Annotated in this window: 13 protein-coding genes; 10 read left to right on the plus strand and 3 right to left on the minus strand. The window is 70.7% G+C overall.

What is annotated here, in order from left to right; genetic code table 11:
- A complete protein-coding gene (locus AB0I28_RS27255) occupies nucleotides 1–498 on the minus strand; it encodes a MarR family transcriptional regulator (protein ID WP_357497961.1) in 498 nt (165 codons plus the stop codon).
- Between the two features lie 91 nt (nucleotides 499–589).
- Between AB0I28_RS27255 and AB0I28_RS27260 the strand changes: the two genes are divergently transcribed.
- Complete coding sequence (locus tag AB0I28_RS27260) at nucleotides 590–2,737, plus strand: MMPL family transporter (RefSeq protein WP_357497962.1); 2,148 nt, start codon at nucleotides 590–592, stop codon at nucleotides 2,735–2,737.
- On the opposite strand, the gene AB0I28_RS27265 is transcribed toward AB0I28_RS27260, so the two are convergent.
- The gene (locus AB0I28_RS27265) at nucleotides 2,670–3,851 is read right to left on the minus strand and encodes a deoxyribodipyrimidine photo-lyase (RefSeq protein ID WP_357497963.1); all 1,182 of its coding nucleotides are present in this window, start codon (nucleotides 3,849–3,851) and stop codon (nucleotides 2,670–2,672) included. The two genes, AB0I28_RS27260 and AB0I28_RS27265, sit on opposite strands and share 68 nt — an antisense overlap.
- 159 nt (nucleotides 3,852–4,010) lie before the next feature.
- Between AB0I28_RS27265 and AB0I28_RS27270 the strand changes: the two genes are divergently transcribed.
- From AB0I28_RS27270 to AB0I28_RS27305, 8 genes are all read left to right on the plus strand, one after another.
- Nucleotides 4,011–4,424, plus strand: a complete 414-nt coding sequence (locus AB0I28_RS27270; RefSeq protein ID WP_357497965.1) for a YbaB/EbfC family nucleoid-associated protein — start codon at nucleotides 4,011–4,013, stop codon at nucleotides 4,422–4,424.
- Nucleotides 4,421–4,750, plus strand: coding sequence for a hypothetical protein (locus AB0I28_RS27275; protein WP_357497967.1), 330 nt, complete (start codon nucleotides 4,421–4,423; stop codon nucleotides 4,748–4,750). Before AB0I28_RS27270 ends, AB0I28_RS27275 begins: the two co-directional genes overlap by 4 nt.
- Nucleotide 4,751: 1 nt before the next feature.
- Complete coding sequence (locus AB0I28_RS27280) at nucleotides 4,752–5,243, plus strand: hypothetical protein (RefSeq protein ID WP_357497969.1); 492 nt, start codon at nucleotides 4,752–4,754, stop codon at nucleotides 5,241–5,243.
- Complete coding sequence (locus AB0I28_RS27285) at nucleotides 5,240–5,785, plus strand: EndoU domain-containing protein (RefSeq protein ID WP_357497971.1); 546 nt, start codon at nucleotides 5,240–5,242, stop codon at nucleotides 5,783–5,785. The genes AB0I28_RS27280 and AB0I28_RS27285 overlap by 4 nt, the downstream gene beginning before the upstream one ends.
- Nucleotides 5,782–6,123 (plus strand): DUF6189 family protein, encoded by a 342-nt coding sequence (locus AB0I28_RS27290; protein ID WP_357497973.1) that lies wholly within the window; start codon nucleotides 5,782–5,784, stop codon nucleotides 6,121–6,123. Before AB0I28_RS27285 ends, AB0I28_RS27290 begins: the two co-directional genes overlap by 4 nt.
- Nucleotides 6,124–6,130: 7 nt before the next feature.
- A complete protein-coding gene (locus AB0I28_RS27295) occupies nucleotides 6,131–6,721 on the plus strand; it encodes a hypothetical protein (protein WP_357497975.1) in 591 nt (196 codons plus the stop codon).
- A 97-nt stretch (nucleotides 6,722–6,818) separates the two neighbouring features.
- Nucleotides 6,819–8,765: an acetoacetate--CoA ligase gene (locus tag AB0I28_RS27300; RefSeq protein ID WP_357497976.1), complete on the plus strand. Its 1,947-nt coding sequence runs from the start codon at nucleotides 6,819–6,821 to the stop codon at nucleotides 8,763–8,765.
- 112 nt (nucleotides 8,766–8,877) lie between these two features.
- On the plus strand, nucleotides 8,878–10,422 hold the full coding sequence (locus AB0I28_RS27305; RefSeq protein ID WP_357497978.1) for an MFS transporter: 1,545 nt from the start codon (nucleotides 8,878–8,880) through the stop codon (nucleotides 10,420–10,422).
- A 128-nt stretch (nucleotides 10,423–10,550) separates the two neighbouring features.
- Here the strand turns inward: AB0I28_RS27305 and AB0I28_RS27310 are convergent, their stop codons facing one another.
- Complete coding sequence (locus tag AB0I28_RS27310; protein ID WP_357497980.1) at nucleotides 10,551–11,396, minus strand: MBL fold metallo-hydrolase; 846 nt, start codon at nucleotides 11,394–11,396, stop codon at nucleotides 10,551–10,553.
- 275 nt (nucleotides 11,397–11,671) lie between these two features.
- On the opposite strand from AB0I28_RS27310, the gene AB0I28_RS27315 reads away from it, so the two are divergent.
- Nucleotides 11,672–12,415, plus strand: coding sequence for a hypothetical protein (locus AB0I28_RS27315; RefSeq protein WP_357497982.1), 744 nt, complete (start codon nucleotides 11,672–11,674; stop codon nucleotides 12,413–12,415).
- Nucleotides 12,416–12,645: the final 230 nt, after the last annotated feature.

Genomic DNA, 12,645 nt, shown 5'->3' on the forward strand with positions numbered 1-12,645 from the left:
CTAGTCCTCGCGGTGCAGTTCGCTCCGGACCTTCACCGTCGCCTCGATCGACGCGGTCAGGAAGCGGGCGATCGTCTCGCGCTCCTCGGGCCCGAAGTCACGCCAGCGCTCGGCGAACTCCACGGCCAGCGGCGCGAAGAAGCCGTGGCCGACCGCGCGCGCCTTGTCGGTCATGTCCAGCTCGATCTTGCGACGGTCCTCCGGGTCGCGGCCGCGCCGCAGGTGGCCGTTGGCCTCCAGCCGGTCGAGCGCGGAGGTCGTGGCCGAAGGGCTCAGGTGCAAGGCGGCGGCCAGCGTGCCAGGGGACATCCGGTCGCCGTGCCGGGCGGCGTCCATCACCACGGCGAGCGCGTTGAGGTCGGTGCGGTGAAGGCCGTGGGCCTCGCCGAACATGTCGGAGAACCGGCTCGACTCCACCGACAGCTGCCGCAACAGCCGGATGAGCAGGGCGTCGGCACCCCCGGGGTCGGGCCGGTCGTGCTGTTCGGGACTCGTCACCGGCACGTCCTTTCGCCGTCTTCAACATCAGCGTCTATCGTTCGTAGATCGAAAGGTTCGATCATCGAAACGACTTCGGAGGACCACGGTCATGGCCCACGGCAATCCTGCGCCAACCGACGAGGCGCCGGCCAAGCGCCCCGCCAGCGTCGCCCGATGGCTGGTCCCGGCGCTGCTGGTCCTGGTATGGCTCGTCGTCGGCGGTCTCGGCGGCTCCTACACCGGCAAGCTCAGCGAGGTCACCACCAACGACAGCTCGGCCTTCCTGCCCGCCTCCGCCGAGGCCACCGAAGTCGGTGAGCTGCAAAAGCGCTTCGAGAACAGCAACACCATCCCCGCGATCGTGATCGCCGAACGCCCCGGCGGGCTCACCCGCGACGATCTCACCTACCTTGAGGCCGCCGCAGCCGAAATAGCCGATACCGAGGGCGTCGACGGCGAACTCCCGCCGCCCATCCCCTCCGAGGACGAAGAGGCCGCCCAGATCGTCGTCCCCCTCGACGGCGACCGCGAGCCCGCCGACGCCGTCGAGGCGATCCGCGCCGGGCTGGAGGACCACCCCGAGGGACTCACCGTCCTGGTCACCGGCCCCGCCGCACAGGTCGCCGACCTCGGCGAAGCCTTCGGCGGCATCGACGGCCTGCTCCTCCTGGTCACCGCGGCCGTCGTCGGCCTCATCCTCATCATCGTCTACCGCTCGCCCCTGCTGCCCCTGGTCGTGCTCGTCTCGGGCGTCCTCGCCCTGGGCATCGCCAGCCTCGGCGTCTACTTCCTCGCCGACGCCGGCGCCCTCGAACTCAACGGGCAAAGCCAGGGCATCCTGTTCATCCTGGTCTTCGGCGCCGCGACCGACTACGCCCTCCTGCTGGTCGCCCGCTTCCGTGAGGAACTGCGCGACACCGAGGACCGCTACCGCGCGATGGGCAAGGCCTGGCGCGCCACCATCGAACCCATCGCCGCCTCGGCCGGCACCGTCATCCTCGGCGTGCTCTGCCTGCTGTTCAGCGACCTCAACTCCAACCGCACCCTCGGCCCGGTCGCCGCGATCGGCATCGCCGCGGCCCTGCTCGCCTCGGTCACCTTCCTGCCCGCCGCGCTCGCCCTGCTCGGGCGGGCGGCGTTCTGGCCGAAACGGCCGCTGCACGGCTCACCGCACCCCGAGTCGGGCGGCGTGTGGGCGCGCGTCGCCGGCCTGATCTCGCGCAAGCCGCGGGTCGTGTGGATCGTGACCGTGCTCGTCCTGCTCATCGGCGTCGCCTTCGTGCCGCAGCTGAAGGCCGAGGGCACCGCCCAGTCCGACATCTTCCTCACCGAGGTCGACTCCGTCGAAGGCCAGGAAGTCCTCTCCCGGCACTTCCCCGGCGGCACCGGCGCGCCCACCGTCATCATCGCCAACGCCGACTCGGCCGACGCCGTCATCGCCGCCGCGAAGGTCGACGGCGTCGAGCAGGTCGCCTACGCCGGTCCTCCCGGAGCCCCGCCGCAGGTCGTCGACGGACTCGTCCGCATCAGCGCCGTCCTGAGCGACCCCAGCGACTCCGAGGACGCCGTGGCCACCGTCGGCCGCATCCGCGACGCCGTGCACGCCGTGCCCGGCGCCGACGCCAAGGTCGGCGGTCCCACCGCGATCCAGCTCGACACGCAGACGACCTCCGAGCACGACCGCAACCTGATCATCCCCATCGTCCTGCTGGTGATCTTCCTGATCCTCGCGCTGCTGCTGCGCTCCCTGCTCGCGCCGGTCCTGCTCATCGCGACCGTCGTGCTGTCCTTCGCGGCGACCATGGGCATCTCGGCACTGGTCTTCAACCACGTCTTCGGCTTCCCCGGCGCGGACCCGGTGGTCCCGCTGTTCGGCTTCGTGTTCCTCGTCGCCCTGGGCATCGACTACAACATCTTCCTCATGACCCGGGTCAGAGAGGAGTCGAAGACCCTGGGCACCAGGAAGGGGACACTGCGCGGCCTCACCGTCACCGGCGGGGTCATCACCTCGGCGGGTGTCGTGCTGGCCGCGACCTTCTCCGCGCTGGCCGTCCTGCCGATCCTCTTCCTCGCACAGATCGCCTTCATCGTCGCCTTCGGCGTCCTGCTCGACACGCTCATCGTGCGCTCGCTGCTGGTCCCGGCCCTGTCGGTCGACATCGGCCGCGCGATCTGGTGGCCGTCGCGACTCAGCCGAGCCAGCGCCGAACGTAGTCCCCTTCCGGATCGAAGCGAGCCTGCTGCCTTACGGGGTTGAAGCGCCGGTAGGGCTTGGAGTCGTTGCCCGTCCCGGCGACCCACTGCCAGTTCCCGTTGTTGTTGGCCACGTCGGCGTCGAGGAGCCGTTCTGCGAACCAGGCGGCTCCCCGGCGCCAGTCGAGGCCGAGGGTCTTGGTCAGGTAGTTCGCGGTGATCATCCGCGCGCGGTTGTGCATCCAGCCCTCCGCGAGCAGCTGGCGCATGCCGGCGTCGACGACCTCGACGCCGGTCTCGCCGGCCTTCCACGACTCGAAGGCGGCCGGGTCGTCGGTCCAGTCCTCGACGACGCCCGGCCGGTATGCCTCGCTGCCGAGCCTCGGGAACCCCGCGAGGACCTGGTGGTAGAAGTCGCGCCAGCACAGTTGGCGGACGAAGGCCGGGTGCACGCGCGGGTCGGTGGCCAGTGCCAGCGGTGAGACGCAGCCGAAGTGCAGGTACGGGCTCAGCCGCGAGGTGCCGTCCTCGCCGAGCGCGTCGTGGAGGTCGGGATAGTCCCCGGCGCGCGGCGCCCAGGCGTCGAGGCGCTCGTGGGCGGCCTGCTCGCCGCCGGGCATCAGCGTCGACGGCGAGGTATCGCCCAGGATCACGCGCGGGTCGTCGCCGGTCATGCCGTCGGGAAGCGTGACGCTTTTGGGCGCCTCGGCCAGATCCCGCCACGTCGTCGCCTCCCACGCCCGCCAGTACGGCGTGAAGACCTTGTAGTGGTCCCCGCCGCCCGAGGGCCGGACCTTCCCGGCCGGAACGACCGTGACCCCGGGGAACGCGCGCACCTCCAGTCCCCGCTCGCGAAGCCGCTCCTCGCGCGACTTGGCGTAGGCGCTGACGTCGGCGGTGATCGCGACCTGGTTCGTGCCCGCCTCGGCGGCCACGGTCGCGGCGACCTCCGCCGGCTCGCCCTCGCGGACGAGCAGGTCGCCGCCGAGCGTCCGCAGCGACTCGCGCAGGTCGGTCAGGCTCTCGGCGAGGAAGCGCCGCCGGATCGGCGAGGCCTCGATCGCCGGGTCGACCACGAACAGCGGCACGACCCGGTCGGCGACCGCGCAGCTCGTCGCGAGCATCGGATTGTCGACGACGCGCAGGTCGCGGGTGAACAACAGCACGATCGTGCGCATGGACGCTCCATGGAGGTCGGGTCTCGCCGAGGTCACCCGACGCTACCGATCACGGCGGCGGTCGGGCCGCAGACGCGCGGGACCGGTCGTGGACCGTCGTGCGGACTTGCGGGGACTGTCTACTTTGGCTTCGACGATCACCAATATCGAGGGGGAGCCATGTCCGGTGGTTTCGAGCGGGTCGACTTCGAGGGACTGCTGCGCCAGACGCGAGACTCGCTGCGCACGGCACGGGAGGCGGCGGCCGAGACCGCCGAGGCCCGTACGGGTGAGGGTGTGGCTCTCGACGGGCAGGTCCGCGTCGAGGTCGGCGCCGACGGCCTGGTCAGCGGCGTGGAGTTCGGCTCGCGGGTGATGTACCTGTCGGCGGAGGACCTGGGCGAGGTGGTGCGCGAGGCGGTCAACGCGGCACTGCTGGACGCCAAGAGCGGCGGCGAGTTCGACGGGCACGCGCCCGATCTCGGTGCGCTCGAGGAGAACCTGCGCGACCTGCAGGACCAGGGCCTCGACCAGATGCGCAAGCTCACCGAGGTCCTCAACAACGTCTGGGCGAAGGTCGAGGCGCGCCGGTGACCGTCTCCAAGCCGTTGTCGGTGAGCCCCGATGGGCTCCGGTCGGCGATGACGGGCATCGGCGGGTCCAAAGAGGACCTGGCGGGTGCCATCGAGGCCTTCAAGTCGGAGGTGGCCGCGCTCGGCGACCCCTTCGGCGGCGACATGATCGGCATGATCATCGGCACCGCCCACCAGGTCTGCATGGACGTGGCCGCCGAGTGCTTCGACTCGGCGCTGGGCGCGGTCGACTACTGCACCGAGAAGCTCGGCAGCATGGCCGACTCCTACGAGACCACCGAGAACGACATCATCGCCTCCTTCGCGCCCTTCCAGTTGGGCGGCTGACATGGGGATGCAGTTGCCGGGCATGCTGATCACGCTGCTCGACGAGCTGGGCTACACCTGGCCCGAGGGCGACGAGACGAAGCTGTTCGAGCTGGGCCGGCTGTGGATGGGGCTGAGCTCGACGCTCAAGAGCGGGACGGCCGCCCTCGACGGGCCGGCGCAGGGCGTGTGGGCGCAGAACCAGGGCGACGCCGTCGAGGCGTTCAAGGCGAAGTGGACCGACCAGAACTTCGCCTCGGTGAACCTCGCCGACGCCGGCGACGACGTGGTGCTGGTCGGCATCGGCGTGTTCATCTCCGCCGCGATCGTGCTGGCGCTGAAGATCACCGTGATCGTCCAGCTCATCATCCTGGCGATCCAGATCGCCCAGGCGATCGCCACGGCCGGGCCGAGCTTCGGCGCGACGCTGGCCGAGATCCCCATCTTCAAGGCGATCACCGGCGTCATCATCGACCAGATCATCAACATGGCGATCGAGGAGCTCCTCGGATGACCAAGGGACCCGGCGGCAAGGGGCCCCGGCCGTCACCGGCGATGATGGGCAAGTTCGGCAAGAAGATCTCCCAGGACGCCAACCTGCTGCGCAAGACCGACCCGCCGGGGAAGGCGCCGGACGCTCCGGACGCGCCGAAGGGGCCGCGACGCGGCGGCTGGGACAACGACCCGGAGATGACCAAGATCCGCGACGGGATGACCCGCCACGGCGAATGCCTGCCCAGCCGGGAACACCACATCCTGCACGGCGACATCAACGACCAGACCAAGGGCGGGCACCTTTTCGGGACCGGGCGCCCCGGTAAGACCGAGTTCCCCGAGGGCTGGGACGAGGATCGGGTGATGGACGAGGTCAAGTCGGTGACGGACAACCCGGCCTCCACACCTGTCAAGCGCTACAACGAGAACGGCGACGACATCGGCTGGACCGTCTCCGGGACGCGTGACGGAGTGCAGATCCAGGTGCACCTCAACCGCGACGGCAGTATCTGGTCCGCCTACCCGACCGGCGGCCCCGGCGTGCACACTAATCCGAGATGACCGATGAGCTGGGGAGCGCGATGACAAGGGGCATGTCCGACCGCGAGTACATGGACCTCACCGACGCCGTCGTCGGCCGGCTGACACCGGTGCTGGCCTCGCAGGCGGGCATGGCCCCATATGCCGACATCGTGCGGCTGTCGGCCAAGGCCGGCGAGTGGCAGGAGGCCCTGACGACGCTGGTCAACATGCTGGCGAAGGAGGGCGTCGCCATCGGCGATGCCGACCGTGCCGACCTGGTGCGGCTGTTCACCTTCGAGCGGACCTCGGCCAGCGCCGAGGTCTCCTCGCAGGGCGAGCGGTCGCTGACCGCCCTCAGCCGGATCCCGGCGGCCTGAGGAACCCGTGCACGGAGGACACGCCTTCGGCTCCGCCATCGCCGGGAAGGCGCTCTTCCCGCGGGCCTGGACCGACGCGACCGTCGTCGAGGCCCTCGTCGACGTCGCGAAGTACCCCGACGAGCGGCCTCGCCCGTTGTCCGACTTCGACGGCGGCGAGGGCTGGATCTGCGACGGCGTGCGCGACGGCGTCGCCCTGCGCGTCATCCTCGAAGCCGACGGCTCGATCTGGACCGGGCACCCGCTGGGCGGCGAGGGCGTGACGCGCAACCGCCGCAACCGCGCGTCGGGGGCCCTCAAGGTCTTCCTCGCGCTGGAGGAGAACCTCCTGCGCTCCCTCCTGCCCGCCCTGGAGCGGGCCGAGGGCACGGCCGAGCAGGTCGCCTTCGTCCGTGAGGAGGACGCGGCGGGGGAGTGGAGCCTGACCGTCGGCGCGCTCGTCCACACGGTCGCGGCCACCGGCCTGGAGCTGCGGCCCAGGGACCGCGCCGACCTCGCACGGCTCGTCGACCTGACCGGCGCCGCCGGCGGCCCCGACCGCCGGGCGATGGCCGAGCGCTACACCGCGCTGCTGGCCCAGACCGCACCGGCGGACTGAACGGGCGAAACGGCACCCGGGCCGCCACCCTCTGTGCGGCCGTGATCCCGAATGGCAGGATGGGCGCGGTCACAGTGTTGTGGGAGGACGGACGATCATGGCCGACGAGCTTTGGACACCGACGCCCGAGTCGGCACGGAACACCCGCATCGGCGGCTATCTCGACTGGCTGCGCGCCGAGCGGGGCCTCGACTTCGGCGGCTACGCCGAGCTGTGGGAGTGGTCGACGACCGACCTGCCGGCCTTCTGGGACTCGATCTGGGACTTCTTCGACGTCGGCGAGCGGCGCGGCCCGGCCCTCGACCCGGCCGAGATGCCCGGCGCGAAGTGGTACCCCGAGTCGGAGCTGAACTACGCCGAGCGCGTCCTGCGCGCCCCCGGCCTCGCCGACGGCGACCCGGTCGTGTTCGGCTACTCCGACTCCCGCGACCCGGTCGTGCTGACCCTCGCCGAGCTGCGCGACCAGGTCGCCCGCTGCCGGGCGGGACTCGTGCGCGCCGGAGTCGGGCGCGGCGACCGCGTCGCCGCCTACCTGCCCAACATCCCCGAGGCCCTGATCGTGCTGCTCGCCTCGGCCAGTCTCGGTGCGATCTTCTCCAGCTGCGCGCCCGAGTTCGGCACCCGCAGCGTCTGCGACCGCTGGCGCCAGATCGAGCCGAGCGTCCTGGTCACCGTCGACGGCTACCGCTACGGCGACAAGACCGTGGACCGCCGCGACGAGGTCGCCGCCATCCGCGCCGCCCTGCCCTCGCTCACCCACGTCGTACACGTGCCCTATGTGGACACCGAGCTCCCCGACACCGTGGCCTGGAAGGACTTCCTCGCCGAGGAAGCGCCGCTCGAATTCGCCTCCGTCCCCTTCGGGCACCCGCTGTACGTGCTCTACTCCTCGGGAACCACCGGCCTGCCCAAACCGATCGTGCACGGCCACGGCGGCATTCTCCTGGAGCACCTCAAGCAGCTCGCCCTCCACCACGACCTCGGGCCCGGCGACCGCTTCTTCTGGTTCTCCACCACCGGCTGGATGATGTGGAACTACCTCGTCTCCGCGCCGGCCGTCGGCTCCGCGGTCGTCATGTACGACGGCAACCCCGCCCACCCCGACCTCGGCCGCCTGTGGCGCCTGGCCGGCGAGTCGGGCATGACCTACTTCGGCACCTCCGCGCCCTACCTGCTCGCCTGCCGCAAGGCCGGACTGCGGCCCGCCGAGCTCGCCGACCTGTCGGCGCTGCGGGGAGTCGGCTCGACCGGCGCGCCGCTGCCCCCCGAGGGCTGGCGCTACGTCTACGAGGCGATCTCCCCGAACGTCGTGCTGACCTCGCTGTCGGGCGGTACCGACGTGTGCACCGGCTTCGTCGGAGGCGTGCCGATCCTGCCCGTCGTCGCCGGTGAGATCACCTGCCGCTGCCTCGGCGCCCGTGTCGAGGCATACACGCCCGAGGGCAAGGCCGTCGTCGGCGAGCTGGGCGAACTGGTCATCAGCGCGCCCATGCCGTCCATGCCGGTGGCGTTCTGGGGCGACGAGGACGGCAGCCGTTACCGCGAGGCCTACTTCGGCACCTACCCGGGCGTCTGGCGGCACGGTGACTGGATCACCGTCTCCGAGCGGGGGAGCTGCGTCATCACCGGCCGCTCCGACGCGACCCTCAACCGAGGCGGCGTGCGGCTCGGCACGGCCGAGTTCTACTCGGTGACCGAAGGGCTCGCCGAGGTCGCCGACTCGCTCGTCGTCCACCTCGAAGACGACGAGGGCGGCGCCGGGCGGCTCCTGCTGTTCGTCGTCCCGGCCGAAGGGGTCGCCTTCGACGACGCGCTCGTGAAGCGGATCCGCACCGAGCTGCGCGTGAACCTCTCGCCCCGGCATGTGCCCGACGAGATCCACGCCGTGCCCGCGGTGCCGAAGACGCTGTCGGGGAAGAAGCTGGAGGTCCCCGTCAAGCGCATCCTCACCGGCACGCCCGTCGACGAGGCCGCCGCGAAGGGAGCGCTGGCCAACCCCGAGTCGCTGCCCGCTTATCTGCCCTTTGTGGAGAAAAAGTCCTAAAGAGGACAGTCCTGCGGTTAGCCTGAGTTCGCCGACGATATGGGATGCGTCATGACCTTTCGGCGTGGGTATCGACGGTCGTAAATGCCGACGAGCTCAGCGGGGAGACCCCATGACCACGACTTCCATCAAGAGCACGGTGCCGACCCGACTCGATCGCCTGCCCTGGTCGAGATTCCACTGGCTGGTCATCATCGCGCTGGGCACCGCCTGGGTGCTCGACGGTCTCGAAATCCAGATGGCCGCGTCGATCGCGTCGGTCCTCACCGACGCCGACACGCTCGCCCTCACCTCCGCCGAGGTCGGCGCCTCGGCCTCGATCTACCTGCTGGGGCAGGTCGTCGGCGCGCTTCTGTTCGGCCGGCTCGCCGACCGGCAGGGCCGCCGCAAGATGTTCATCCTCACGCTGACGCTCTACCTGGTCTTCAACGGCCTGGCCGGCCTCTCGCTGAACTTCTGGATGTTCGCGGTCTTCCGCTTCATCGCCGGCATGGGCATCGGCGGTGAGTACGCCGCCATCCACTCCGCGATCGACGAGCTCATGCCAGCCCGCTACCGGGGGCGGGTGTCGCTGGCCATCAGCGGCACCTACTGGGCCGGCGCGGCACTCGGCGCGGTCCTGGGCGCCTTCTTCCTCGACCCCGACATCTTCGGCAAGGACGTCGGCTGGCGGCTGTGCATGTTCGTCGGGCCGCTCATCGGCGCGTGCGTGTGGCAGCTGCGCAAGCACATCCCCGAGAGCCCTCGCTGGCTGATGACGCACGGTCGCGCGGAGGAGGCCGAGAAGACAGTCAAGGGCATCGAGGACTACGTGCGGTCCAAAGGCGGCGAGATCGAGGACGTGCACGAAGACGAGGCGATCGAGGTACGGCACTATCCGCCCGTGACCTACCGCGAGATCGCCTCGGTCATGCTGAAGAAGTACTTGCGGCGCTCCACGCTCGGCTTCGTGCTGATGGTGACGCAGAGCTTCCTCTACAACGCCATCTTCTTCACCTACGGACTGGTGCTCGCCGACTTCTACGGCATCGCCGACGAGACGATCCCGTGGTTCTTCATCCCCTTCGCGCTGGGCAACCTGGCCGGTCCGCTGGTGCTGGGGAGGTACTTCGACACGATCGGCCGGCGGGCCATGATCGGCGGCACGTACCTGGTGTCGTCGGTGATCCTGGCGGTGAGCGGATATCTGTTCTGGATCGACGCGCTCACAGCGGTCACGCAGACGATCATGTGGTGCATCGTCTTCTTCATCGCATCGGCGGCCGCGTCCTCGGGGTACCTGACGGTGAGCGAGATCTTCCCGCTGGAGCTGCGCAGCCAGGCGATCGCGTTCTTCTTCGCGATCGCCCAGTTCTGCGGCGGCGTCATCGCACCCTGGCTGTTCGGGATGCTGATCGGCGACGCGTCGAGCCGGACGCCGCTGTTCATCGGCTACCTGCTCGGGGCGGGGTTGATGTGCCTCGGCGGGATCACGGCGATCACGCTCGGGGTGAACGCCGAGCGGAAGTCGCTGGAGAGCGTGGCGACGCCGCTGTCGGCGGAGAAGGCGGCGCTGGCGCGGGACCTGGAGGGGGACTCGGGGAACTCAGAGGAACCGGGGGACTCGGGGACGTCCGGCGGTCCGGATGGTGAGGTGGGGAAGACGAAGGAGCGGTAGAACGGCAGGTTCGCGGCCCGCCGGCGCCCAGGGCGCCGGCGGGTTTTGCGTTGGGCTGGCAGGGCGACGGGCCGGCCGGGATGGGGCCGCTGTGCGAGCATGCGCCCCGCGCAGGCCCTCCGCGGTCCTCACACCCTCGCCAGATCCCGCCCCACCACCACGCGTCCCTCGAAGCCGCTCCCGTCCGCGTCGACGCCCGCCGCCCACTCCGCGTCGCCGATGCCGGCGTCGCCGGGCACGAAGTGCGACAGCACCAGTGTCCCCACGCCCGCGGCGGCGGCGATGGCGCCCAGCGCGCCGACGTCGGTGTGGGAGGCGATGAGGTGTTCGCGCAGCCGGCGGCCGTTGGTGGCGGCACCGAGCACCGCCCCGATGCGCGAGGTCATCATGACCTCGTGCACGAGCACGTCGGCGCCGCGGGCCAGCTCCACCAGGGAGCGGCAGGGGGCGGTGTCGCCGGAGATGACGATGGACCGATCGTCGGTGTCGATCCGGTAGGCGTAGGCGTTCATCGGGGGGTGCCGGACGGTGGCGGCGGTGATCCGCACCCGCTCGTCCTCGAACACGATCCCGGGCTTGTCGACCTCCTGCGTGCGGATCAGCGGCGCCAGCCCCGGCCTGCCCTCGTCGGCCATCCGGGTGGCGATGTCGACCTCGGCGAAGGCGAGGAAGGCGTCCATCATGGACGCCAGCGGCTTCGGTCCGATCACGTCCACCGGCGTCGACAGGTTGGCGCACCACGACAGGTGCAGCAGCGTCCCCAGGTCGGCGTTGTGGTCGGAGTGGTGGTGCGTCACGGCGACGGCCCGGATGGTGTGCAGCCCGATCCCGGCGAGCCGCAGTTGCCGTCCGACCCCGTTCCCGCAGTCGATCACGTACGTCCGGCCGCCCACGACGACGGCCTGCGCGGGCGCCGAGCGCGTGCGCTTCGGCGACGGGCCGCCGCCGGTGCCAAGGAGGATCAGCTCGGTCATCCCCGCAGCCTAGGCCGTCGGCGCCCCTTACGTGGCGGGCAACCACGACACACCTGATGGGAACGGCGTGGCCACCGAACCCTCGCATCCTGCCCGCCGCCGGTTCGAGGGACGCGCAACGGGGTTCGCAAGGCCCTCCGCACTGTCTACATTGACCGGTCTGCCCGACCGCTTTCGCAGTTCAATACCCGCAACCGTGCAGGGTGGCCCTTGTGACGGTGCCGCGCCTCGCGCAGAATGAGACCGGTCAAGGACACGGGTGGAGGGGGCTTGCGGTGGTGTCACCGAACAACTCGGGAGCGGCCGACGTCGGCGCGCTGCTGGCCGAGGCCCGGCGCCTGCGCCAGGAGGTCGCCGAATACGGCGCCGAAGGCCTGGACAACTCCAATGTGGAGCTCGTCTTGCCCGTCGGCCACTTCGCCGGCCCGATGTACACCCGGCCCGACGCCGAGGCGCCGGAGTCCTTCGAGGTCCGCTACCGCGACGGCGTCTTCTCCCTGAGCGCCGCCGAGTACGCCGTGTGGGCGGTGGCGCACGGCGACCCCGAACTGGTCGGTTCGGCCCCGACGACGCGCGCGATGGTCGAGGACGCCGCCGAGCGAGCCGGGGTGCGCGAACCCGCTTCACTGTTCGAGGGCCTGCTCAAGGACGGCCTGCTCGTCCGGCTGCGGACCAGCGGACCGGCCGCGCTGGAGTTCGCGCGCGGCCACCAGATCCGGCCGCTGGCGCTCGGACTGGGCAACTCGCCGACCCACCTCGGCGGCTTCCAGATCGGCATGCCCAACGCGGCGCGGGCCACGGTCGGCTACGACGTCTACCACATGTGGCTGTTCGCCCACCAGGCCGGCGATCTGTGGGGGGCCATCTCGATGATCGCCGCCGAGGCCGCGCAGGCCAACGCCGACGCCGGGCACGACGACATCACCCTCATCGACGACCCCGAGGTGCTGCTCACCGGCTTCCTCAACGCGATGCCCGTCCTGGTGTCGACCAGCTGCGTCTACATCGACCGCTGCTAGGGCTTGTCTCGTGGGTGCGAGGCGGGAGACCGGCGTGGTGGATGGAGGCGCGTTTGGCCCAGGTCACGCCGCTGCGGATCACGGTGTACCGGGAGATCGGTCTCAGGCCGCACGGGATCCGAGCGGGTGTGGACGACCGGACGGCAGACGCCCGGCAGGCTCTCGGCGCAGTGCGAACAGGTCGCCGAGGGCGTCGAGTGGCTGCGGTGGCTGGACGTGAGGCACGAGTG

The organism is Phytomonospora sp. NPDC050363, assembly GCF_040655735.1.
Lineage (GTDB): Bacteria > Actinomycetota > Actinomycetes > Mycobacteriales > Micromonosporaceae > Phytomonospora.

Bases quoted from the DNA above. Each gene is read 5' to 3' on its own strand.
- AB0I28_RS27290 (WP_357497973.1), top strand. From the start codon at position 5,782: ATGACCGATGAGCTGGGGAGCGCGATGACAAGGGGCATGTCCGACCGC.
- AB0I28_RS27310 (WP_357497980.1), bottom strand. From the start codon at position 11,396: ATGACCGAGCTGATCCTCCTTGGCACCGGCGGCGGCCCGTCGCCGAAG.
- AB0I28_RS27305 (WP_357497978.1), top strand. From the start codon at position 8,878: ATGACCACGACTTCCATCAAGAGCACGGTGCCGACCCGACTCGATCGC.
- AB0I28_RS27300 (WP_357497976.1), top strand. From the start codon at position 6,819: ATGGCCGACGAGCTTTGGACACCGACGCCCGAGTCGGCACGGAACACC.
- AB0I28_RS27280 (WP_357497969.1), top strand. From the start codon at position 4,752: ATGGGGATGCAGTTGCCGGGCATGCTGATCACGCTGCTCGACGAGCTG.
- AB0I28_RS27260 (WP_357497962.1), top strand. From the start codon at position 590: ATGGCCCACGGCAATCCTGCGCCAACCGACGAGGCGCCGGCCAAGCGC.
- AB0I28_RS27270 (WP_357497965.1), top strand. From the start codon at position 4,011: ATGTCCGGTGGTTTCGAGCGGGTCGACTTCGAGGGACTGCTGCGCCAG.
- AB0I28_RS27285 (WP_357497971.1), top strand. From the start codon at position 5,240: ATGACCAAGGGACCCGGCGGCAAGGGGCCCCGGCCGTCACCGGCGATG.
- AB0I28_RS27265 (WP_357497963.1), bottom strand. From the start codon at position 3,851: ATGCGCACGATCGTGCTGTTGTTCACCCGCGACCTGCGCGTCGTCGAC.